The 22,553-nt window shown below is 47.5% G+C and carries 19 protein-coding genes; 8 read left to right on the top strand and 11 right to left on the bottom strand.

The annotated features are described in order from the left end of the window. Positions 1 to 325 precede the first annotated feature (325 nt). A complete protein-coding gene (locus tag ACTIE6_RS21835) occupies positions 326 to 1,567 on the bottom strand; it encodes a GDSL-type esterase/lipase family protein (protein ID WP_439558650.1) in 1,242 nt (413 codons plus the stop codon). An 85-nt stretch (positions 1,568 to 1,652) separates the two neighbouring features. Next, positions 1,653 to 2,939, bottom strand: a complete 1,287-nt coding sequence (locus tag ACTIE6_RS21830) for an MFS transporter (protein WP_439558649.1) — start codon at positions 2,937 to 2,939, stop codon at positions 1,653 to 1,655. 280 nt (positions 2,940 to 3,219) lie between these two features. Here ACTIE6_RS21830 and ACTIE6_RS21825 point away from each other — a divergent pair, with 280 nt between their 5' ends. Continuing rightward, positions 3,220 to 7,059 (top strand): PVC-type heme-binding CxxCH protein, encoded by a 3,840-nt coding sequence (locus tag ACTIE6_RS21825; protein WP_439558648.1) that lies wholly within the window; start codon positions 3,220 to 3,222, stop codon positions 7,057 to 7,059. Between the two features lie 14 nt (positions 7,060 to 7,073). Here ACTIE6_RS21825 and ACTIE6_RS21820 read toward each other — a convergent pair whose 3' ends face one another. After that, positions 7,074 to 7,562, bottom strand: coding sequence for a hypothetical protein (locus ACTIE6_RS21820; protein WP_439558647.1), 489 nt, complete (start codon positions 7,560 to 7,562; stop codon positions 7,074 to 7,076). A 216-nt stretch (positions 7,563 to 7,778) separates the two neighbouring features. On the opposite strand from ACTIE6_RS21820, the gene ACTIE6_RS21815 reads away from it, so the two are divergent. Both ACTIE6_RS21815 and ACTIE6_RS21810 read left to right on the top strand, forming a co-directional pair. After that, entirely contained in the window at positions 7,779 to 8,015 is a 237-nt protein-coding gene (locus tag ACTIE6_RS21815) for a hypothetical protein (RefSeq protein WP_439558646.1), read from the top strand. After that, the gene (locus ACTIE6_RS21810) at positions 8,012 to 8,422 is read left to right on the top strand and encodes a type II toxin-antitoxin system VapC family toxin (RefSeq protein ID WP_439558645.1); all 411 of its coding nucleotides are present in this window, start codon (positions 8,012 to 8,014) and stop codon (positions 8,420 to 8,422) included. The genes ACTIE6_RS21815 and ACTIE6_RS21810 overlap by 4 nt, the downstream gene beginning before the upstream one ends. Before the next feature lie 87 nt (positions 8,423 to 8,509). Here the strand turns inward: ACTIE6_RS21810 and ACTIE6_RS21805 are convergent, their stop codons facing one another. Beyond that, on the bottom strand, positions 8,510 to 9,973 hold the full coding sequence (locus ACTIE6_RS21805) for a Gfo/Idh/MocA family protein (RefSeq protein WP_439558644.1): 1,464 nt from the start codon (positions 9,971 to 9,973) through the stop codon (positions 8,510 to 8,512). A 147-nt stretch (positions 9,974 to 10,120) separates the two neighbouring features. Between ACTIE6_RS21805 and ACTIE6_RS21800 the strand changes: the two genes are divergently transcribed. After that, on the top strand, positions 10,121 to 10,630 hold the full coding sequence (locus ACTIE6_RS21800) for an O-acetyl-ADP-ribose deacetylase (protein ID WP_439558643.1): 510 nt from the start codon (positions 10,121 to 10,123) through the stop codon (positions 10,628 to 10,630). Between the two features lie 60 nt (positions 10,631 to 10,690). Continuing rightward, positions 10,691 to 11,368 carry a DUF2461 domain-containing protein gene (locus ACTIE6_RS21795; RefSeq protein WP_439558642.1) on the top strand — a complete coding sequence of 226 codons (678 nt, stop codon included), beginning with the start codon at positions 10,691 to 10,693 and terminating at the stop codon, positions 11,366 to 11,368. Between the two features lie 6 nt (positions 11,369 to 11,374). Here the strand turns inward: ACTIE6_RS21795 and ACTIE6_RS21790 are convergent, their stop codons facing one another. The 7 genes from ACTIE6_RS21790 to ACTIE6_RS21760 form a co-directional block, all read right to left on the bottom strand. Then, positions 11,375 to 12,670: an amidohydrolase family protein gene (locus ACTIE6_RS21790; protein WP_439558641.1), complete on the bottom strand. Its 1,296-nt coding sequence runs from the start codon at positions 12,668 to 12,670 to the stop codon at positions 11,375 to 11,377. 77 nt (positions 12,671 to 12,747) lie between these two features. Continuing rightward, positions 12,748 to 13,617, bottom strand: coding sequence for a DUF4097 family beta strand repeat-containing protein (locus ACTIE6_RS21785; protein ID WP_439558640.1), 870 nt, complete (start codon positions 13,615 to 13,617; stop codon positions 12,748 to 12,750). Positions 13,618 to 13,647: 30 nt separating this feature from the next. Further along, on the bottom strand, positions 13,648 to 14,217 hold the full coding sequence (locus ACTIE6_RS21780) for a hypothetical protein (RefSeq protein WP_439558639.1): 570 nt from the start codon (positions 14,215 to 14,217) through the stop codon (positions 13,648 to 13,650). 9 nt (positions 14,218 to 14,226) lie between these two features. Beyond that, on the bottom strand, positions 14,227 to 14,730 hold the full coding sequence (locus ACTIE6_RS21775) for an RNA polymerase sigma factor (RefSeq protein WP_439558638.1): 504 nt from the start codon (positions 14,728 to 14,730) through the stop codon (positions 14,227 to 14,229). Continuing rightward, positions 14,687 to 14,902: a hypothetical protein gene (locus ACTIE6_RS21770; protein WP_439558637.1), complete on the bottom strand. Its 216-nt coding sequence runs from the start codon at positions 14,900 to 14,902 to the stop codon at positions 14,687 to 14,689. The genes ACTIE6_RS21775 and ACTIE6_RS21770 overlap by 44 nt, the downstream gene beginning before the upstream one ends. Before the next feature lie 11 nt (positions 14,903 to 14,913). Further along, a complete protein-coding gene (locus ACTIE6_RS21765) occupies positions 14,914 to 17,475 on the bottom strand; it encodes a beta-galactosidase (protein ID WP_439558636.1) in 2,562 nt (853 codons plus the stop codon). 367 nt (positions 17,476 to 17,842) lie between these two features. Then, positions 17,843 to 19,519 (bottom strand): vitamin K epoxide reductase family protein, encoded by a 1,677-nt coding sequence (locus ACTIE6_RS21760; RefSeq protein WP_439558635.1) that lies wholly within the window; start codon positions 19,517 to 19,519, stop codon positions 17,843 to 17,845. Positions 19,520 to 19,669: 150 nt separating this feature from the next. Between ACTIE6_RS21760 and ACTIE6_RS21755 the strand changes: the two genes are divergently transcribed. The 3 genes from ACTIE6_RS21755 to ACTIE6_RS21745 all read left to right on the top strand — a co-directional run. Then, complete coding sequence (locus ACTIE6_RS21755) at positions 19,670 to 20,428, top strand: LytR/AlgR family response regulator transcription factor (RefSeq protein WP_439558634.1); 759 nt, start codon at positions 19,670 to 19,672, stop codon at positions 20,426 to 20,428. Position 20,429: 1 nt separating this feature from the next. After that, on the top strand, positions 20,430 to 21,635 hold the full coding sequence (locus ACTIE6_RS21750; RefSeq protein WP_439558633.1) for a sensor histidine kinase: 1,206 nt from the start codon (positions 20,430 to 20,432) through the stop codon (positions 21,633 to 21,635). Positions 21,636 to 21,939: 304 nt separating this feature from the next. Further along, positions 21,940 to 22,553, top strand: a 614-nt coding sequence (locus ACTIE6_RS21745) for a lantibiotic dehydratase (protein ID WP_439558632.1), incomplete at its 3' end; no start/stop codon positions are given.

Genomic DNA, 22,553 nt, shown 5'->3' with positions numbered 1-22,553 from the left:
GTTCCTTCTGCGGATCCGGATCGGGGTCTTCTTTTACAACCCTATACTTACTTGAAGAAGTCGCCAGCAACATCGTCGCAATCAACGCGGCTCCATATATTGGTTTTGTGATTTTCATAATTTGGGTTTAGTAATTCGGTCTTGTAAGTTGTTTTTCTTTCTTTTTGTCAGCCTCTGCGTTTACCTTTTGTCACCCTGAGCGCAGTCGAAGGGCATCCTGCACGTCCCTTCGACCGCCCGGCGGCCCGGTCCGCTCAGGGTGACAAAGCTTTGGCTAACGTTGACAAAGCTCCGGCCGACGGCTGACTGCCGACGGCCGAGGTCTTCATTCCACCTTCCTCAACTCATACACAACCTCCTTCGGCGCGCTATTAAGAATAATTTGTCCTTCCAGCCATTTGATGAGAATATTTTGCTCCTCCAAACCTTTCACATGCCGACCTTGCTCGTACTTGCGGAAGCCGATGATGTAGGTTTGGTTCAATGGACGATATTGGAAAAAGTGCAGTTCGTTCTTTTTCACGATCATATTACGTACACTTTCCGACTGGACATATTGCGGTCCCTGCTCGATCTCCAAGCCTTTCTCCCAGTCTTTGGCAGAACCAACTGCCACCTGGTTATTCTCAGATGTTAAAACGTAATAACCCTTTTTCAAACCTGAAATCCGGATTGTCCGAGCATTGTCAACCACATCAGAAACCGATTTCGGTGTTGGCAGTGGCAGGTATTTGTTTTCCACTGCGAATTTCACAGGCGTATTTGCGGCATTCCCATTTAACACTCTCGCATTCGAAGCCTCTGCCTTATCCTTTGCGAGCGTAATGGAGGTTGTTGCTTTGGCAGCATCGAGTCCGAGTGCCTTTTCCATGATGGTAGCCAGCCGGTAGTAGCCCAGCTCAGTAAGGTGCACGGTGTTTTCGATGATGCTGTCTTTCTTACTTGCTTCGAGTACCGGCTTGTAGATATCCAGGTACTGCTTGCCACGTGCTGATGCAACTTCGGAGATTGCATTGGAATACAGTTCCAGATCTGCATTGCGCTCGGCGATGCGTTGGGCAGTATCTTTTGAAACAACCGGGATGGTCGAGAGCAGCACGGTCTGTGCGCCCAAAGAATCAATTTTGTCAAGCAGTTTGTTCAAACCTTCCTTGAACCTGGGCAAACCTGCGCGTCCATCCTGCGCTTCTACACCCCCGTAGCCCAGCAATACAACAGTTGGCTTTGCATTGGTGATATCCTGCATCAAATGCTGGTACGGTGTGGGTGGATTGGTGTAAGTGGAACGGCCTTCTCCCCACACATTGTCGCCTGTCCAGCCAAGGTTACGGAAAGTCACACCCTTGTCAGGGAAGCGGGTAGTCAGCATCATTTCCAGGTAACCAAACTGAAAATCGTTCTCGAAAATAGAGTTGCCGAGGAAGACAACCCGGTCGCCGTCTTTCAATGTAAACCGGGAGGAGCCGGTACTTTTAGACGGGTCCTGGCCGGAAACAAAACCGCCACTCAGGAAAAAAAACAGCAATACAATGTGACCGGCGAGCACCGGCACTTTTAAACTTCTCATGTATTTATGGGTTTAGGTAATAGTTTGTAAAGGACGACAGCAAGGGAAAATAACCATTGTGTGCCAAAACATGCAGGTGTTTTTTTCAATGGTCAAAGGTCTTTACCTCTGCTGGCAGGGGCTGTCGACGCGCAGGCGCGGGGATTACGATGATCGTGATAATTGTAGCGAGTACCAGTGCAACTGCCATTAAAGTATAAGACGCATTGAAGTTTCCGGTAGCCGTATTCAGGTATCCCACCAGGTAGGAACCCGCAAATGAGCCCAACGCACCCAGACTGTTAATTAACCCGATCGCGCCGCCAGCTACATTTTTAGGGAGTATTTCGGCAATAGCTGCAAAGAAGGGTCCGTAAGGTGTATACAAGGCACCACCCGCCGCGACAAGCAGCGCATAAGAAATCCAGAATTGATCAGGACCGAGCCAAACCGCGCCGTACAAACACACTGCCGCGATCAGCAAAAAAGGCCAGACAAAGATTTTCCGGTTACCGGTTTTATCAGAAAAATAGGAAGCTGATAGCATTCCGATTACTGCGAAAAGGTACGGAACGGACGAAAGCCAGCCTGTATTTACCATATTCATATCAGGCGCAGCCTTGATAATCGACGGCAGCCACATTACAAATCCATAAACCCCCACACTCCACAGCAGGTACTGAAAGCAAAGCAGGATAACTTTTTTGGATTTAAATGCCTCCGCGTAATTCTTCACCGGCTTAATGCCCGCCTGCTCTTCGCTCAGGCTGGCTTCCACGGCAAGCTTCTCCTCGGTCGTCAGCCAGTCGGCATTGATTGGCCGCTCGTCGATCAGTTTCCACCAGATAAATGCCCAGACAATGCCCGGCGCACCTTGTAAAATGAACATCCACCGCCAGCCCATTGACTCGATCAGGTAGCCTGACAGCACCGACATCCATAGTACCGTAACCGGGTTACCCAGGATCAGAAAAGTATTCGCACGCGAACGTTCTTCTTTGGTAAACCACTGACTCAGCAGGATCAGCATTGCGGGCATCACCGCACTTTCAACTACCCCCAGCATAAACCGGATTACGATCAGCGTGTTTGTATCAGCGACCATCCCGGTGGCGGCGGCAAGTCCTCCCCAGAGTATTAACGAGATGAAAATCAGCTTTTTGGCGGTGCGTGTAGCGGCGTAATGCGCGCCGGGTATTTGAAAAAAGAAATACCCCAGAAAGAACAGCGAACTAAGCAGGGTCGATGTATTTGGCGTAATTCCCAAATCTTCTGACATGCCGCCTGCTACCGCAAAACCAAAGTTGGCACGATCGAGGTATGCAAGACTGTATGTTACAAAAACAACCGGGATAATGCGGAACCATCGGCGTCGGGCTAACTGTGGCTTCATCTGGATTCGGGGTAAGTGGTACGGAAATGTTCTTCTTTAAAACCTGACAGGATGGAATTCTACCGTGCGCGCAAACATCGAAGTATATTCCGGAATAAAGCAAATCTAATTATTTCCAGGAATCCTGCAATCGCGGGTATTATGTAAAAATCAGGACAGCACAGGATGAGACAGCAGCATTAAATTCTTGAATTGCAATAAAAAATATTCTTTTCGTCATAATGCACTCATAAAGACCTCCATGTGCTACTTCCGCATCTGTCTCCAAATACTTCCGATCGTGTTAACTGCATTCGCCGCTGATGTCAGTGCACAGTCGCCAAATCCTGGCTTTTCGCCCAATCAGGGTAACCGGATCGTTTTGTTAGGTAATACGTTCGCTGACAGAATGCGGCACTATGGTTATTTTGAAACCATTTTACAAATGCGATTTCCGGATAAAAAATTGACCCTGAGGAATATGGGATGGAGCGCCGATGAAGTAGGCTTGCAGCCCCGCCCGTTGAACTTCCCGGGTTTTGGTGAAAAGACAAAGCGGTTGACAGAGGGTGAAAAAGAAGTAACATTCAAAGGTTTTACGCACGAAGGCGAACCGATAGTTATGCCCGTCGGACTCAACTATACAGGGCTAAACCAGGATTTGTACGATCAGAAAGCGGATATAATCTTCCTATGCTTCGGGATGAACGAAGCATTCAAAGGAAAAGGAGGAATTCCTCAGTTTGAGAAAGATTTTTTGACATTTATCAAAAACCTGCAAGCGAACAAATACAACGGGAAGTCGGCGCCAAAACTCGTACTGGTATCTCCCATTGCCCAGGAAAATCTCGGCATTCATTATCCTGATCCGACTGCGCATAATCAAAATCTGCTGCGTTATACCGAATCGATGAAGAAAATGGCTGCTTCAATGGGGCTGTTCTTTGTGGATCTTTATACCCCGTCCATGGCGCGAATGCAGGAAAAGGGTAAGCCCAAGATCACGATCAACGGCATTCACCTGACCCGCGAGGGCTACCAGCTGGCAGCTGAATGGATGGCGCAGTCGCTTGGTTTTGGGAAAGCGATCGACTTCAAGTCTGAGAATGGCAGGCAGCTTACGGAAGTTATTAAAATGAAGGACGACCATTTCTTTTACCGCTGGCGGGCTGTAAATGGCGAGTATATCTACGGCCGCCGGCGCGAGCCTTTTGGTGTAATCGCATTCCCGCCGGAGCTCCGGAAGCTCAACCAAATGGCGGCTGCGCTGGATACAGTGATTTGGGAGCTGGCGAAGGGGAAGAATGTTTACAAACAGGCTGTCGACATTGTAGACAGGCGGGGCAAACCCGTTGATCCCTTGCTACAAACTGCTGTCCCAATGACCGGGCGGCAAGGCGAAGCAGCCCGACAAGCCGCGCACGAACATCATGAAAAAAGCTGGCCTGCAACCACTGAGAAGTTCAAGCTGCCGGAAGGTTACGAAATCAACCTATTTGCTTCTGAAAAAGACTTCCCGATTGAGAAGCCGGTGGCTATGAACTTTGATGCAAAAGGGAGACTCTGGGTAGCCACCATGCCCACCTACCCGCAGTACTTTCCCGGCATTCCCGTACACGATAAGATTGTGATACTGGAAGATACCGACGGCGACGGAAAGGCTGACAAGCATACCGTCTTCGCCGACGACCTGTACCTTCCATTGGGATTTGAGTTTGGAAATGGCGGTGTATTTGTCTCCCAAGAACCCGATATTCTTTTCCTCAAAGACACAGATGGGGACGATAAGGCAGATGTGCGCGAGGTAGTACTGACGGGGTTCGGCTCGGAAGACAGCCACCACGCCACCCACGCATTTACTTACGGACAAGATGGCGCGCTGTACTTCAATGAAGGCACTTTTCTGAACACGCAGGTAGAAACGCCATACGGACCGATACGCTCTTATGCTGGTGCGACTTACCGATTTGAACCCAGGACCGGGAGATTGCAGCATTACGTTTCTTACCCCTACTTCAATCCGTGGGGAAGTGTTTTTGACAAATGGGGCATGCACCTGATCGGCGATGCTTCTGATGGATCCAACTATTTTGCACCTCCTCTGACCGGCAAGGTTGATTATCCGGACAAGCACCCGCGCATTAATATGTTTACAGAAACGCGCGTCCGGCCTACCGCAGGAATCGAGATTGTTTCGAGCCGCAACTTCCCGGACGAGGTGCAGGGCGATTTTTTGGTCAATAACAACATTGGTTTTCAGGGAACAAAGCAGCACCGCATTGTGCACGAAGGTTCGGGCATAGTGGGCAAGGAAGTGGAGCCGCTGCTGCAATCTGCTGACCCGAACTACCGCCCCATTGATCTTGAATTCGGTCCCGACGGCGCTTTGTATATTGTTGACTGGTACAATCCGCTGATATCCCACGGAGAAAACCCGCCGCGTGATCCGGCGAGGGACAAATCGCACGGGCGCGTATGGCGGATCAGCTACCGCGACCGGCCACTTTCAAAAGTGACCGACCTTTCTCAAATGCAAGTTCCGGAGCTGCTTGAAAACCTGAAAGGAATGGAAGACAGGCTGCGTTACAGAACACGCATTCAGCTTCGTGCCAAACAGGAAAATGAGGTTTTACCTGAATTGAAAAAGTGGCTTGCTGCCCTGGACAGGAAAGATCCTGAATATGAACATCACCTGCTCGAAGCATTGTGGCTGTACCAGGATTTTGATGTAGTTGAAGAAAATTTGCTGAAAACGCTGCTGAATGCAAAGGAGCCAAAAGCCCGCGCCGCCGCAACCAAGGTACTGCGTTTCTGGCATGCACGGGTTACGGGTGCAGTTGGTTTGCTAAGGGAGCGGATCAATGATGAATCGGCCCGGGTGAGACTGGAAGCGATTGTAGCGGCCAGCTTTTTTGAAGATGAGGAAGGTATATCAGCCGCATCCGATATACTGCGGCAGCCGACCGACTACTATCTTGACTACGCCATTTCCGAGACTTTCCGCCATTTGAAACCGGTTTGGTATGCATCAATGCAGCGTTCCATGTTCCTTCCTCACATTGAAAAGTACTTGCTTCCATTTTTATCCGACAGCGAGCTGCTTGCACTTCCAAAGAATCACTGGCCGATTGTTGAGATATTAGGGCGCAGATCAATGCCGGAGGCAAAAAAGAAGCAGCTACTGCTGACCCTCGCAAAGGAGCTGGAAGTATCCGAAACGAGTACGTTGCTTTACGCGCTTAAACAGGAAAAACGGCTCGACAGACAGCAGGAGCTGGCATTACGGGTTTTAAAGGCGGATAAGGCAGAGCTTTCCAGGAGCAAGTCGCAGTTTGAAAATTTTATCAAAGCAGATAGTAACTCATTTATAAAGCAGATGAGCTACGCAGCTATCATCACAGCGGAGGGGTCTGATAAATCCATTCAAAAGTACATTGGCCGGGATAAGGAGAATTACCTTAAAAGCATTGCGCTCTTGCAGGACAAACCTTTGCAAGCCACATTCTTTGAAAAACTGAAAACGCTTGGCCCTGAACTGCCAGAGACTACTTATCCTATTCTTATAGAAATGGTTATCGTGCAGCCTGACCAAACACAACCTGCAAGCCAGTTTGTTTCTTCATTGAAAAACCTTCCGGAAAATACCTTGGATTCGGAGGCTTTTGGCAGAGCGTTGAATGCAATGAAGGCGATAGTAAACCAATCTGCATTGGCCGAAAAACAGCAGATCATTCAGGCTCTGGAAAGTTTAGGAACTATTGAGGTGGTATTAACAGCTTTGGAAGCAAAAATGGCATTTGATAAAACTGACTTTGATGTTCCCGCAGGCCGGAAAGTTTCACTTGTGTTCAACAACCCGGATTTGATGCCGCATAATGTAGTTATTACAAGAATTGGCGCTGAGCAGCACGTGGGAGAAGCTGCTGACGCGATGGCGCAATTGAAAGACGGATTTGAGAAAAACTTTGTGCCCACTACCAGCGATGTGCTTTTCGCAACTCCGCTCGTTAACTCAGGAAAAAGCTTCCGGCTAAACTTCAAGGCCCCGGAAGTTCCCGGGGCTTATCCGTTTATCTGTTCATTTCCGGGACATTGGCGTGTGATGAAAGGGATTATGCACGTCACTAAGCAAGCCCGCTAGCAGTAACAATTTTTTTAAAATAGTCCAAAGGAGCTGACGGAACTTACCAGTTTGTTCAGCTGTGGTCTTTCACTTATTTTTTTCGCCACGAATGCTGCCGCAAGTCCGCCTATTACGTAGTAGGCCACGGTCAGGATCTGTGTCTGAACGGTTCTGTTAACCGGCGCGTCGTTCAAGCCCAGCGGCTTGGTCAGCGTCAACGCGCCGATACCAGCAGCAAAACCAAAACCGGCGCCGCGCAGGAGAATGTTCTCCTCTTTACCGCTGCCTACCATACTGTAGTAGGCTGCATTGCTGAGCAAATCACTGGCGAGTGTGAGACCAAATAGTTTTTTTCCTTTTGGCGGATCGATATTAACTGTTTCGAGTGATTTGGAAAGTGCCTCTTCACCAACCCGATTGATCCGGGGTGCTTTTGCGTAAAATTGTCTGCCACCTTCATGAAGCAGGTTCAATACTACGGCTCCTGCAAGCCCGGCTGCTATATTTTTTGTTGCGTCCATATTAAACCACGGAATTTAATTGTTTATGTGGTTATGGTAAATATTATGCCAAACAGGACAGCAACGTAATCAGGCATTATATCGTGGAAAGCGAATTGCAAATCACAAGGCTTTGATCATCGTGGCTCTCCTGAGAATAAGTCAGACGAGCAACACGAGCATTGGGATGGGTAAGATTTCTAAAAATTGATACATTTGACATAAAACAACATTGCTATGCGACACACATTTCAACTTAAATCAGGTGATATCAACGCAAACCTGATTAGAAACATTAAGCAGCTATTTAAAGATAAAGACCTTAAAATCACGATTGAAGCTCAGGAACGTCCCGCAAGACCTAACCAAAAAGAACTTGCAAGCCGCATCATGAAAGTCGTTGACCAGTTTAAAGGTGTGAAGGTTGATCCAAACCTCGACCTGTCATCGCTGGCCAACGAATCGAACCTATGATCTACTTCGATACCGATGTGCTGATACACCTTCTTATATCCCAGGATCAGCGAAAGCACGAGAAAGCAAAATCCATATTTCAGTCTGCGGCCGAAAAGGACAATTTCTTTCTATCCTTTTTATGCCTGCAGGAAACTGCATTTGTTTTATCAAAGCTAGGCCAAAAGGTTGACGACATTGTAAATGGGTTATCGACATTCCTGGCGTTCGAGCCAGTAGGTTATCACGCCAGCGAAATGACTCGCGCCATAGAACTTGCAAAACTTGTAGGTTTCCAAAACATTAACGATTGCATTCACCTTGCAATAGCCGAAAGTCACTGTTCGACAATATACACTTTCAACAAAGCAGATTTTAGCAAATTAACGCGGCTGACCAACCTACAAATCGTTATTCTGGAGGGATAAGATTTCTTGAAGGACAATGTCCATTACAATCGGTACCAAATAAATAAAGGCAGCTCATTTCTGAGCTGCCTTTATTTGTTTCGCATTCTAAACACCCAGGCTCCAGCCCTCGCGGTAGTTTCTTTTTACAAATTGATTGACCTCGTCGAAGTTCGTTACTTTCATATTCTGCGCGTCCCACAGCATTTTCATGTTGCTGCCCGGGTAGGTGTACCCTTTCCCATCCTCGCGCGCTTTTGGCATATCCGCACCGCGAATGGCGAGGTTAGCGCCGAGTATCGCTTCGGTAAGCGGGCCTGCCAGCTCAAACGGCGAGCTCAGCTCCATTTTACCATATCCGGCAATGCAGCCTTCTACCCACTGCGCATAGTGACCGTCAGCACTTCCTGGTACACGTGCAAATTTCTGTTTTACTTTTACTTCCTGCATCCGGCTGAGTGGCAGCAACCGCGGATTTGCAGCATATTCGCTCGCCATCATTTTACCCTTTGAGCCCACAAACAGTATACCGCTGTTTCCGTCACCAAACAATTCGTTTGGTCCCAGCTCTTCCGGCCGCTCTGGTTTGATACCGCCGTCCATCCAGTGCATGGTTACCGGACCTTTTGTTCTCGGTGTTTTTGGGAAAGTCAAAGTTGCGTGGCTTGAAGGCGGACAGCTGTCCGGGAAAATACCCCTTTTACCAAAACCTGTAAACACACTTCCCACACTTGCCTGCATGTCAGTTGCATATTTCAGTCCCAAAACACGGAACGGAGCTTCCATCAGGTGGCAACCCAAATCGCCCAATGCGCCGGTACCATAATCCCACCAGCCACGCCAGCTGCCCGGGATCAGTCCGTCTACGTAATCTTTATAGGGCGCAGTGCCCAGCCACAAATCCCAGTTCAGTTCTTTGGGAACTGCTGGCTTGTCGCTCGGCCAGGGAATACCTTGTGGCCAGATCGGCCGGTTGGTCCAGATATAAACGGTATCCACGTCGCCTATCACGCCCGCATCATACCATTCGTGGAGCTGTCTCACACCATCTCCGGAAGAACCCTGGTTACCCATTTGCGTCACGACCTTGTACTTCGCAGCAGCTTCGGTGAGCTTCCTGGCTTCCCAGATATCGTGCGTCATCGGCTTTTGTACGTACACGTGCTTGCCCATTTGCATGGCCGCCATTGCTACCACGGCGTGGGTATGGTCGGGAGTTGAAACTGAAACTGCATCAAAGTTCTTTGATTCCTTTTCGAACATTTCACGCCAGTCTTTATAGTATTTGGCTTTGGGATAAGTTTGCACGGTTTCCGCAGCTCTTCTGTCGTCTACATCACACAAATACCCAATGTTGGCTTTGCCGCTCTTGAAAAAGCTCGCAATATCCGACTTACCTTTTCCTCCCACACCAACTCCGGCGACCGTTAGCATATCACTGGGTGCGCGGTAACCCTTGCCGAGCACGTGACGCGGTACGATCATAAAACCTGCTGCGGCCGTTGCTGAGGTTTTGATAAAATCCCTCCTCGACGGCACCGGGCTGTCTTTCTGTGTATTCGTTTGGTCCATTTTTTGATTAAGGTTTTGCTTTCTGAATATATAAAGGAAGAATAGGTTTAATTTAATGTAGGTAACCACTGTTATTCTTAAAAAAGAAGCCGCGTATGTTCACGCGGGACGCGCATTACCAATACGACATTTACCGACTTTGAGGCTATGATAGAATTGACAAAAGGTGATATTACGAAGATAAAAACAGACGCGATCGTCAATGCAGCCAATTCCTCCCTGCTCGGCGGCGGCGGTGTAGACGGGGCTATTCACAGCGCAGGCGGCAAGGCGATCCTGGACGAATGCATTGCGATCAGGAATAAGCAGGGCGGCTGCAAAACTGGAGAAGCTGTGATCACGACCGGAGGAAAATTGCCGGCCAAATATGTGATCCACACCGTAGGTCCGGTATGGAATGGTGGTAATAAAAATGAGGAAGCATTACTCGCTTCGGCTTACAGGAACAGCTTGCGCGTAGCCGTCGAGAACCAGGTAAAGACAATTGCTTTTCCCAATATCAGTACCGGCATTTACGGTTTTCCCAAACAGCGCGCCGCAGAAATAGCAGTTCAAACCGTGCAGGATTTTCTCCAGCAGAATACCGCAGTCGAGCAGGTACTATTTGTATGTTATGACGAAGAAAACTTTGGTATTTATAAAAAACTCCTTTCCTAGCCACTTTCATTCTTATTTAAAAAACTGAATTTTGCAGCGAAAAGGACTGCAACAACTCTTATGATCCCAGCTTCAAGTATCGACTTCCTGAAAAAACTGAAAGCCAATAATAACCGCGACTGGTTCAATGCCCACAAAGACGAATACCTCGAACAGCTGGGGTATATTGAAACATTTGCCGACACTTTGCTGGGAGAAATGAACAAGCATGATGTGATAGAAACTGTTTCGGGAAAGAAGAGCTTGCAGCGCATTTACCGCGATACCCGCTTTTCGCCGGACAAAACGCCTTACAAAACCAATTGGAGCGGCAGTTTTACCCGAGCGACAGCCCAGCGCAGAGGCGGTTATTACTTCCACATTGAACCGGGCAATACCTTTGTAGCAGGCGGATTTTGGGCGCCCGAGCCCGGGGATATGAAGCTGATCCGGGATGATATCAGCTTTGATCCGGAGCCGATCCGTAAGATCATTTCGAGCAAGGAATTTACAGATACATTCGGATCTCTGCGCGGCGAGCAGCTAAAAACGACGCCGAAAGGTTTCGACCCGACAAATGAAGCCATTGACCTGCTGCGCTACAAGCAATTTCTGTTACAGCGAAAGTTCACGGAAAAGGAAGTGCTCAGTTCCGATTTTGTTCAGGAAGCAAACCTCACCTACATTCGAATGCGCCCTTTTTTCGATTATATGAGCGAGGTACTTACCAGCAATGCAGACGGATCTTTGGCAGATTAAGGCAGTCTACTTTCTCAAATGGATTTCCCCTTCCTTCATCACCATTTTTACATTCAGTAATGAAGTTTTAAAGCTCTTCTGGAGATCTCCGTCGAAGACCGCGATATCAGCAAATGCGCCTTCCTTGATTACTCCGATCTGGTCTTTCATTTCAAGTGCATGAGCTGCATTGGCAGTGGCGGATTTCATTACATTTTCGGGAGAGATACCGAAATCATTGTAGCCCCAGATTGTCTGCTTTGCCAGGTCACCTCGCGGCATTTGCAACTCGTGATAAGCGTCTGAACCTGCTACCATTAAAACACCGGATTTCTCAATCTGTCCCAGCCACTTGCGGTAAGATTCCAGGTCGGCGCGTACATCTTCCAGCTTGTAAGGCATTCTCTGCGTTTTGTAATATTGCTCAGCCACATTGATCGACTGGTACGTGGGCACGAGGTAAACGCCCTTTTTGGCCATTAATTCAAGGGTAGCTTCCTTAAATCCATAACCATGTTCAATGCCGTCTACGCCCGCTTCAATCGCATTGTGCACCGCCCAGTCGCGGTCGCAGTGGGCAGTTACTTTAACACGCTGTGCGTGGGCAGTCTCGACGATCGCCTTCATTTCTTCCAGCGTCAGCGTGAGCCGGTTTCCTATTGCGAGGATTTTAATCACATCCACGCCACGCGCGATATGTTCCAGAACAGCCTGCCGCGCCTGTTCCACGCCGCTAACCATGGATTGCTCCTGCCGCGAGACTTTATCGAAATCTCTGAAAGGCAAGCCGTCAAGCTGGCCGTCCATTGAACCAATAATCGGCCCTGAAACGAGCATGCGCGGGCCTGAGATATAGCCTTTGTCAATCGCCCTGCTCACTTCAAGGTCCAGGTACTGACCTGAATTTCCCAGGTCCCTGATCGTTGTGAAGCCCGCGTCCAGGTAACTTTTCGCAAAACCTGCCGCACGCAACACGCGCTTTTCAGGAGAATTCATAACGGCGTCAACTGACAAAGCCTCGGTCAGCCCCTGGTTTGTGAGTATGTGGGTATGCGCATCGATTAGGCCGGGCGTGACGGTTGCATTGCTGTAATCCAGCACCTCGGTACCTTTTGGCACTTCCAGCTTCTCGCCTACTTTGATGATTTTCTTTCCTTTAACTAAGATTTGCCTGCTTTTTATGAATGCATTTGCATCCGAATCATACATCAGGCCGGCTTTAATGAGGTAATGTTTTTCGGTTTGGGAGAAAGAGGCACGACCCGAAAGAATGAATATAAATGTGAATTGAACAACTAAGCCAAGTCTGGCAACTAAGGTCATAAAATGGAGGTGAGTAAGTATTGAAAAAGCTGTAAATGTTTCAACAGAAAGTTACATCCCAGCAATTCTACTCATTGTTATCTGATGGTCACATTGCCAAATTCAGCGCTGATCAGTACATTGGCGAGGCGGTTTCCGGAGAAAAACGCCTCTTTGAAATCAGGTGTGTTCTTCTTCCATTTGAATCCATTCGGCAACTTGATCGAGGTGTAGGCGCTGCTGATGTTATAGTCAAATTGCTGCCAGTTTTTCTGAACGAGCATTACTTCCGTTTTCTTGGAGCGTATTGCCAGGCTGGTCAGTCCGGCGGAGGGATGAATTTCGACGTTGCCAAACTGCGAATCGACTTTCAAAGTACCTGCCACATCCGTGAGCACAACTTTTGTGTGGTCGCTCGTGAGTGTAAAGCTACCTGAGAGCACATTGCCTTTCAGCTCGCCGAAGCTGGTATTGAGCTGACCTTTGCCTTCAATGTCAGCCAATGTAGTATTGCAAAAGTCTGCCTTGATCTGCAAACCGCGGAGCAAACCTTTGAGCAAAATGGTACCGAATGAATTTTTAAGGTCCACTTCACAGGTTGCGGGCAACTGGATCTTATAATGCGCTTTTACATTCGACTGCGGCTTCATTTCTCCATCTTTCAACAAAATGTAATTACGGAGAAAAAAATCTTTTCCGGTACGCTCGGCCAGGTACTGGATTTTCGCAAGGTCCCGCGCTGCCACAGCTCTGTCGGGATGCCGCGCTGAGAGCTGCATCACAATGGAAATCTCGTTCTTGTCCCAGGTAGTCACCTCAATATCTGCCTTTTCTGCATTGATATGCAGGACACGGACCGAGGATGCTGCTACGTTCTTTTCAATGGTGCGCGTAGCAACCTGCAAGGTTCCCTGTCCGTAAAGCTGCACCGAAAGACTGCATAATAATGCGCAAACGGACGTTTTCAAAAGCAAATGCATTTGTTTCATGGGATTTGGCTAGATCATTTTGGCCATTTCATTCAAAATAGCCGCTTTTTGTTTTTCAATGGTATCCAGCTGCTTCATTAATTCGGGCTCGGTATTATACTGGCCGATCGCCTCCTGCAACTGACTGGACGCTGAATGCAGTGTTTCAAATTCTTCCCTTAGTCGCTGATACCGGCCGCTGCTGCACACCAGCGTTTCTGTTTCGCAATAGGCTTTTAATTGTTCATAGTGCTGGTCGGTACCCATTTCACCACTCACCTGAAGTCTTGGGTCAAACTGCTCCTGTGCAAAATAAACGTGCGTAACCCGCACCTCCCGCCAGACCAGCAGCCCGGAAATACCCGCGATCAATATCGCTGCTGCATACTGCCAGCCCGCAAAACGGCTTCTGCCCGGCGCCTTCCGCTCGATCGCGTCCCATACCATCGGGGCCGGGGTATATTCCGGTAAGCTTTGCAGTGCCTGACGCAATGGTTCTTCTCCCAGCTTCTCCCCGATCAGTTCCCAGGTTTGCGGAGCGGGCGTATAGCCGGGCAACTTAGCGATCGCGTTCTTTAATGTATGCTGATTCTTGTCCATTTTTTCGGTTCATGAAAGCATTCCGCGCAGCTTCCTTTTTGCGTGAAACAACTGTGATTTCGACGTCCCTTCTGAAATTCCAAGTGTTACGGCAATTTCGCGGTGGGTGTATCCCTCTACTTCTGCCAAGACGAAAATGGTCCTGAATCCGTCCGGCAATGCCAGTATAGCCGTTTCCAGGTGGGATGCATTAATTTCCTGTTCTCCCCAATCAACTCCGCCAACCGCAACATCTTCGATATTCTCCCAGATCACAATCCGCTTCTTTTTGGTCGACCGCCTGATTACAATCGTTTTGATCCAGGCGCCCAGTGTTGACTCGCCCCGAAACTGATCCAGGTGGCGGAATACGTCCAGAAACGAATCCTGGATTACGTCGTTTGCATCGTCAAAATCGCCTGTGATCCGGTAAGCGAGGGTGTACATGGCGTTTTTGTAGCGGTCGTACAACCGGCGCTGCGCAATCCTGTCATGTAGAAGACACCCAGAAATCAATTCCGCCTCCGTGGTCATAGTTAATGTTGATTTGTAATAAAGAGGTAAGCTGGTCGCGGAATGGTTGTATCGGATTGGAATAAATGAAAATAAAACGGGCGTGCCGATGCATGGAAGCAAAGGTACGCCCGTTTTTCCTTCCGTCTGTTGAAACAGACGGGTAGGGATCTTTTTGGGTGCCTGTTGACACAGGCGGTTTGTTTAGTTTGCTACTAGTACTTTGTGACGCATTTGTTCGGTTCCGTAGGTGGCGGTGAGGATGTAAAGGCCGGGGTTCAGCTTACCGTGTGCTCTTACTGCAAGTTTGTTGACTGCCGTTTTCTCGGTGCTCACTGCCACGTCGCGGCCTAGCAGGTCGGCTAGTTTTACTTTGGGTTCCTGGCCTGCGAATTCGAGGTTGATAACTCCTGCATTTACAGGATTTGGATAAAGTACAAGCGCCTTTCCTACGTCCATTTTCACTGAATTGATCCTCGAAAGCGCAAAGCTGCTGTCCCGGTCTACCATTTTCAACCGGTACAGATTTTCGCCTGCAACAGGGTTTTGATCTGTGAATGTATAGGTTGTAGTGATTTTACTTTCCGTAGCAGCTGCCACTTTGCCGATTGAAAGCCAGGTTTCTCCATCCAGACTGTGCTGAACAGCAAAGTGGTCGCTGTTTGATTCTTCCGAAGTCTGCCAGTTAAGTTCTACCGCATTCTCTTCTTTGGAAGCAGTAAAGCTTACGAGCTTCACCGGTAGCGGCGTCGCTTTATCCGCGGTGATATAATAGGAAGAAAGGTCACTTGCTGTAAATGAAATCTTCCACAAGTTGAGCATTGAATCCCATCTTACATTCTGGTCGGCGGGATCAATTGGGGTTTCCATTGTTCTAGCGCCGCTTGTACCAGCCGATTGAATAATCCGCAGCTTCTTCTTGAAATTGTCAGGATCGGCAGGATTCACCGGTAGTTTTTCTGAACTCACGGCATTGAATGCATTAAACTCTTCCTGGCTTACATATAATGTAACCGTCGCCTGACCTGCATTGGAGTTGCCCGGCACAAATCTCCAGTGGCGCTGAACAAAAGGCTGACCTTCGCGCAGGATCACCTCATCTTCAATGGTAACATAAGCCCGGAAAGGCGAATTGTTGTCTGAAAGTCCATTGCCTTTAACAGTCCCAATCACCCGGCAATCGTCTGCTGTTAAATGATAGTCCACGTTGTTCGGTACAATTGCAGTTGCCTGCTCTCCATTACGTGATAATTTCAGGTCTTTGTAAAAACAGCCTTTCGTAGTTACATCGTCTTTCATGTAGATATTAACCGGCTGGTTTCCTGCATTCCCATAAGCATTGCGCCAGTTTTTATAAGCGTCGCAATCATTTGAGTAGCTGTCCCGGTTGGTATAGCAGCCGTCGCTGCTGATCAGATTTGACAATGTAAAGCTGTCGTTATTGGAAGACTGGGGCGAAGTTACCTGCTTGTTTTTAACCCAGTTCGCAGTCAGGTTCTTGATTGCATTCACTGCATCCGGAGACTTCATTGCATTTTCAAGGTAAAAAAGGGTCACGATCTGCGCGCCGTGCGTGTAGCTTTCCTCAGCAAGCCTTACCACCGAAGATGCGTCCGTTATATAAGCTGCCTCATTCACATATAGCCTGTTAGGCAGGTTGGAACGCAGCAGGTCGAGGGCAAAACGGTGGTCATAATAAATGTCGTCGTTGATCTTGATCCCGTCGAGGTCTTTTCCGATTTCGTCAAAAGGCAGCGTACCTCGTGCACGGGACAGCTTATCGTACACTGATCCGTGGTGCGTAATGACCTTAATGCCGGAATGGATGCCTTTTACCGTGTTTTTAAACAGAACATTCGTTTCTTTCAGCACGTGTGTGCGATACAGGAACCAGTCTGTCCCGTCAGCCTGGGTGAAAGTACTACCCGATGGTTTCTTTGGATTAACCTCATTGAATGAGTTATAGCTTTTGCCCCAGGCTGAGTTGAGAGCCGATATCTCACCATATTTTCCTATCAGCCAGCTGCGGTAACCCTGTACCATAGGTGCAGAGTAATCCGTCAATGCATACGCCATGTCCAGCGGGTCTTCATAATGGTATTTGGTCGATCCCATTTCAAATTCCCCCTCTCCCTGTCTTGTATATACGAGATTGACGTAAAGCAGATTTCCAGCATCCTGCAGGTATTTGTAGCGTTGGATTACCTCATTCGTAAAGCCCGTGATCCGGTTGCGGGTAGACTGCGCGACCAGCGATGTCATTACGAACTGCAGATTGATATTAGGCCGGATCGGACCTCCCCATTTCTGGAAAACGGCTTCTTCATTGCTGTAATTGGCCACTACCATCCGCTCATCTTTACGCCAGCCATCGCCGGTTTCAATACCGTAACGATCTGATGCACTGTTCGTAACATCGTCTCCCGTACTTACAGCGATATTGAGTGCAACCTTCATATTGAGCGAAAGCGCCATTGCGATCTGATCGTCGTACTGCTTCCACAAGTTATAACCGCCTCCATTTTCATCTTTCAGAATCCGGGAGATCTTGCCGTGGATCACACCCCATTGTACCGTCATCGCGACCGCATTGCAACCCACGCTTTTAGCTTGCTGGATCGCGTCCAGTGAAGGTTTGTCGTTTTCATTTACCAGCGAAACCGCAAAGTAACGGGGCTGGGCAGATAGTGTTAGTGAGGAGACTAAAAGAGAAGAAATACAATAAAGTCTTACAATACTTCTGTTGAAAAGTATCAGTTTTTTCATAGTATAGTTATTCCAAATTATAGGTTGTGCTTTTTAAAGAGACGTCCTAGAACGATGTGGAGGTTCTGTCATATCAAGCTTCACATTCCGATTAACGCGAGTAGTAATTTTACGTATAAATGTAAATTAATTTCTACCAAACTTCGGTTAAGATAAGTTTAAAAATGGTCACATTCTTGAAAGTTTATGTTATTTATTAACAATAGTGCAATTAAAATGAGAAAAGTGTAGTGTAGATTCTACATAAACAATCCATAGCTGGTTGTTTTTAATCATGCCAGCACTTGGCATTGAAGGATGAAATGCAGGAATTCCGCGCACTGCTATCGCGATGCGGGAAGTAAGTTGGAAGAAGCAAAGTAGCTTGTCAGTAGCGTACCAGGTCGGGGTTGACCTGAATGAGGCGGCAAAGTTTTTCTACATCCCGCACGGAATAAGGGCGTGGGAGCTCGTGCCCGTTAAGAAACAGCGCGGGCGTGGTGGTGATCCCGGCCAGCTCAATCCAGCTCAGGTGCAATGCAAGCTGTTGCTCAGCTGAATGGTCGCCAGGAATGTTATTAATGGACTTTAACCACCTGCTTTTACCTAAAAACCTGAGCAGGAACCACTTTTCGAGTAAATCTGGAATTTCAGCCTCAGGCAGGTTCAGCAGTTTTTTCACGATTATACCCGAATCATCGTCAGGAGCCGGCGAGGCGGAGAAAACAAAATGAACCTGCACATCGCTCGTTACCGCCACCAGCTCCCTCACTTGTGCCTGCACCTGGGCACAAACCTCGCACAACGGATTTGTTACCACAGTCAGTACATTGGCCGCATATGGGTTACCCAACTTTCCTACTTTCATTTGCTCAAAAAAGGAAGGCATGTATTTGTCTTTGCCAAAAAGCACCTGCACATAGTTGGGGTCAAATTTGAGCTGCTCTATGGTTTTTTCAATGGCCGGAAGTCGAAGTGAAGCAATCAGACCTTTCTTGATCATCAGCCAGAAAAGCATCAGGATCGGCACAACGATCATGAAAACGGGCAATACATTGGAGACTAATAGCAGAGAACGCTCGCTTGTATAATGGTACCCTACCCAAAATTCAGCCCAAAGCACCAGCTGGACTGCCAGGCATAGCAGGCACCAGCGACGTGCTACAAATGCTTGATAATAAATTGAGTAGAATGTATAAGGAATGGTGATCATGTTTACCAGAATCAGCCAGGCGAGCAGCTCGGGCACATTCTTCGAAAGCAGCGAGAAAACCATTACGCTGAGTGTGGCAAGAAAGTAAATAAGGCCGATCTCGGACCAGTTAACACCTAAAAACCGCCCCGCAGCCGATTCCAGCAAACTTCTGCAATTAAAATGCTGACTATTCTGGCAAATGCGCCTCAGAAAACTATGGGAAGAATCGAGATTGTACCACACCAGGATCAGGCTCATGACCAAACCCAGGCATTTGAGCACAAGCAATTCGAAAAACAGTGCTTTCACCTCTACAGCCAGGTGACCGGGAGAATAAAAGTGGGTCCCGCAAAGCGAAACTGCCGCCGCCATTGCAAAAGCTACCATACGAAACTGGTCCTGCCTTTCAAGCTTTTTCTTTTTGTCAAATTCAGGATCACCAGCCCCCTCGCAGTATTCCGACATTAGTACTACTCCGGTCCATTTTTTACCAAAATCTTCTACCGGCTCCCTCCTGATCCCCTCCCCTGTATGCAGCCACTCCACTTGTCCCTCGGTGACCGAACGGACTGTCGCCATAATACCACCATCTACATTCAGCATCAGCAACGCGGGCACGGGCATGGTGCCGAGCATGTCAGGACTTAGTTTGGCTGTCATGTGCGGCACATTGAGCTCATCGAGCACATCACTTACTGCGGTAAGACCTGGAAAATCGGGATGGTGCCACAGCTTTTCCCGCACAGTTGCGGAAGTAACCCTTACTTTGTTCATTTTGAGAAGCGAATCCACCGCGCGGTAGACGTTTTCTTCGGTCGCATTGAGCTTCATAATGGTCCAGCAGTGGTGAATAGCAATGACATTTGTCATTAATTTCAAAATAAAAAAATGCGCGACGGTACCGAAAATAAATTCGTCCAATGCTGCATTAACTTCGACAAATGCCTATATTATTGCGATAAATTTTAAGCCTTCCAGACCTTCATCGCCATTATGATCTCTTCTCCAAGGTTACGCTGCATGATTGTAGACGATGAGCTCGTCGCGCGTGACCTTATCCAGAAATATGTAAGCAAAACGCCTGATCTTGAACTTGTATCTGTTTGCAGCACAGCCACTGAGGCATTGTTCCAGATACGCGCGCTGCAACCTGAACTGATCTTCCTGGATATTGAAATGCCTGGTATTACGGGTTTCGAATTACTGAAACTGCTACCCGCTGTCCGCCCGGCTGTGGTCATGATCACCGCGGACCCTTCGTATGCTTTGGAAGGTTACGAGCAGCAGGTAACTGACTATCTGATGAAGCCCGTTTCTTTCGAACGGTTTTCCAAAGCAGTCAATAAAGCAATCCAGAATCGGCCTGCTGTTGCAGTTGCCGCGCCAGTTGAAACTCCAAAAGAATGGCAGCCGGCTGAACAATTGGTCGACCAGCCGCTGAATGCGGCCAAATCGCAATCTGACTTCCTGTTATTGAAGGAGAACAAAAAGCTGATCAGGGTAAGGCCGGAGGAAATCCATTTTATTGAGGGGATGAAAGATTACCTGAAACTGTACTGGTCGGACCGCGTTTCGGTGATTCACATGAAAATGTCAACGATCGAAGACATACTTTCCAAGCAGCTTTTTTTGCGCGTGAATAGATCTTATATCATCAACAAAGACGCCATTCATGAGATCGAGGGTAACGAGATTACAACGCGGAATGGAAAGAAAGTACCCATTGGAGTGACTTACCGCACCGACGTAATGACCGCCCTTTTGAAAAACAAGATCTGAAATGACGACTAAGGATAAGGTTATCCGGTTTTCCCTTCATTTTCTTACCTGGCTGATCACCTGGGTAGTACTTCGCTATTCTTCGATTCCATCACTGACAAAGGACAATTTGGCGGTGGTATGGCATGCGAGTACTGTTGTTTTTATACAATCTGTAATCGTTTTCTATTTACTAGGCTACGTCGTTTTTCCCAGGTTTCTGTATCAAAAACGCGTATTAGGGCTGATTGTATGCTTGGCAGTTTTGTTCCAGCTGATTTATTCAAGCAATGTTTACGAGTTCAAATACCTCGCCTCAATTAGCGATGGTTCTTTGGACGGAAAGCCGCTGTATGTATCCAGGCTATGGAATGATTTTCTGAAAGTTAATGAATGGAATGCCTGGTTAACGGATTTTAAATTGGCTTACATTAACTATGCGTGGAGTCTCTTTTTTGTTACTCCGATTCTGGCGATTAAGGTAATGCGGGATACTATTACTATTCGCACTCAAAATCTCCGGCTTGAACGTGACCGGCTGCAACTCGAAAAAAACAACCTGGATTTGCAAAGTCAGAGCTTGGAGCTGCAACGGGATAACCTCAATCTGGAACTTAGTTTCCTTAAATCTCAGATCAACCCTCATTTCCTTTTCAATACGTTAAATGCAGTTTATGCAAAAACAGCTGATCTGGATGAAAGCGCGGCAGAATTGGTACTGCGACTTTCCAATCTAATGAGATATAGCCTATATGAATCAAACCGCGATAAGGTGATATTAAGCAAGGAGATTGATTATATAGAAAGCTATATTGACCTTGAAAAAGCGCGGTTCGGCGAGAAAGTCACGATTACCTATCAACTTGAAGGAGACCCTGACCGGTATGTCATCTCACCACTTCTGCTTATATCCTTTGTTGAGAATGCATTTAAACATGGTGTCAGCAAATCGCTGGAACATGCATTCGTAAACATTAAAATCGTCCTGGAAGATTCTACGCTTTTCTTTTCCATTGAAAACAGCACACCAGCAACCCTAATTGTTGACGGCAAAAAAACACTAGACGAAATTGGTGGCTTTGGACTTCAAAACACCACAAAGCGACTCAAATTGCTCTATCCTGAGCGACACAATTTTTCAGTTGAGAAGAGATCTGGAACATTCCACATTGACCTCCAAATTGATTTAACTTCCGCACCTGTTCCACAGATTACGGCCACTATCTGATTTGTCGCCTTTATTGCTTCATTCGTCGAAAAATTAGACTCATCGGTCTAATTTATTATTTGGCACGCCCGCCTTTGAATATTTTCACCATCAGAAATGCGGATCACACTAAATTATCAATCTTAAAAAGCCATGAAAACAAAGGTAAAAAATGAACTACAACTACAATTAAAGAAACAGCGATTGATAAACCTCACACCTACAAAACAAAGTGGCCGTATGACTGACATGGAGACAACCATGCAAAGTACATACGTCTGCTTAAACATGTAATTAAATCTATTAGCCAAAAACACTATGTCAAATGATGGATCACCTGGGTTTTTATATGATCCGCAGGCCTGTCAAGTCAGTTGACCACCTATTCCATATTCATCAACAACTAACAGCGAGGTCGCTTGAAATGCTTTTAAAAGAGTATTATGAGCGGAATCAGCTGTCAAGAGAGGCGATCCTGGTCGCCTCTCCTCATTTATTTGAAAGAATGATGCACTGGCTGCGCGGTGAGCAGGTCAGTGAGAAAAAGCAGCTCTTATCTACACTATACAAATACCTCGTCCGGAGTACGTCGCGCTGCACGCCCTTCGGACTTTTTTCATGTTGTACCACCGGAGAGATCGGGCATGATAACAAGCTAGGTTTGTCTGGTGATGTATTGACAAAACACGTTACACCTGATACGGAAGTACTTTCGGCATTGAGCACCAGGCTGCTCCAGATACCCGAAATCCGTGCCCAGCTTCGGTTTTTTCCAAATACATCCATTTACGATGCCGGCAGCAAATACCATTACGTAGAGCTGCTCAGCAATGGAAATCAGAGTAAATACTTCATCAGCGGACTTGAAAAATCGGAAGCATTGTCGCTGGTACTGGAAGCTTGTGGCGACGGCGCTTATGTAAAGGACCTGGCGTTGCT

Source organism: Dyadobacter sp., from assembly GCF_051859145.1.
GTDB lineage: Bacteria > Bacteroidota > Bacteroidia > Cytophagales > Spirosomataceae > Dyadobacter.
This window is presented reverse-complemented; position numbering and strand designations above follow the sequence as displayed.

Bases quoted from the DNA above. Each gene is read 5' to 3' on its own strand.
- ACTIE6_RS21835 (WP_439558650.1), bottom strand. From the start codon at position 1,567: ATGAGAAGTTTAAAAGTGCCGGTGCTCGCCGGTCACATTGTATTGCTG.
- ACTIE6_RS21830 (WP_439558649.1), bottom strand. From the start codon at position 2,939: ATGAAGCCACAGTTAGCCCGACGCCGATGGTTCCGCATTATCCCGGTT.
- ACTIE6_RS21820 (WP_439558647.1), bottom strand. From the start codon at position 7,562: ATGGACGCAACAAAAAATATAGCAGCCGGGCTTGCAGGAGCCGTAGTA.
- ACTIE6_RS21815 (WP_439558646.1), top strand. From the start codon at position 7,779: ATGCGACACACATTTCAACTTAAATCAGGTGATATCAACGCAAACCTG.
- ACTIE6_RS21810 (WP_439558645.1), top strand. From the start codon at position 8,012: ATGATCTACTTCGATACCGATGTGCTGATACACCTTCTTATATCCCAG.
- ACTIE6_RS21805 (WP_439558644.1), bottom strand. From the start codon at position 9,973: ATGGACCAAACGAATACACAGAAAGACAGCCCGGTGCCGTCGAGGAGG.
- ACTIE6_RS21800 (WP_439558643.1), top strand. From the start codon at position 10,121: ATGATAGAATTGACAAAAGGTGATATTACGAAGATAAAAACAGACGCG.
- ACTIE6_RS21795 (WP_439558642.1), top strand. From the start codon at position 10,691: ATGATCCCAGCTTCAAGTATCGACTTCCTGAAAAAACTGAAAGCCAAT.
- ACTIE6_RS21790 (WP_439558641.1), bottom strand. From the start codon at position 12,670: ATGACCTTAGTTGCCAGACTTGGCTTAGTTGTTCAATTCACATTTATA.
- ACTIE6_RS21780 (WP_439558639.1), bottom strand. From the start codon at position 14,217: ATGGACAAGAATCAGCATACATTAAAGAACGCGATCGCTAAGTTGCCC.
- ACTIE6_RS21775 (WP_439558638.1), bottom strand. From the start codon at position 14,730: ATGACCACGGAGGCGGAATTGATTTCTGGGTGTCTTCTACATGACAGG.
- ACTIE6_RS21765 (WP_439558636.1), bottom strand. From the start codon at position 17,475: ATGAAAAAACTGATACTTTTCAACAGAAGTATTGTAAGACTTTATTGT.
- ACTIE6_RS21760 (WP_439558635.1), bottom strand. From the start codon at position 19,519: ATGACAAATGTCATTGCTATTCACCACTGCTGGACCATTATGAAGCTC.
- ACTIE6_RS21755 (WP_439558634.1), top strand. From the start codon at position 19,670: ATGATTGTAGACGATGAGCTCGTCGCGCGTGACCTTATCCAGAAATAT.
- ACTIE6_RS21750 (WP_439558633.1), top strand. From the start codon at position 20,430: ATGACGACTAAGGATAAGGTTATCCGGTTTTCCCTTCATTTTCTTACC.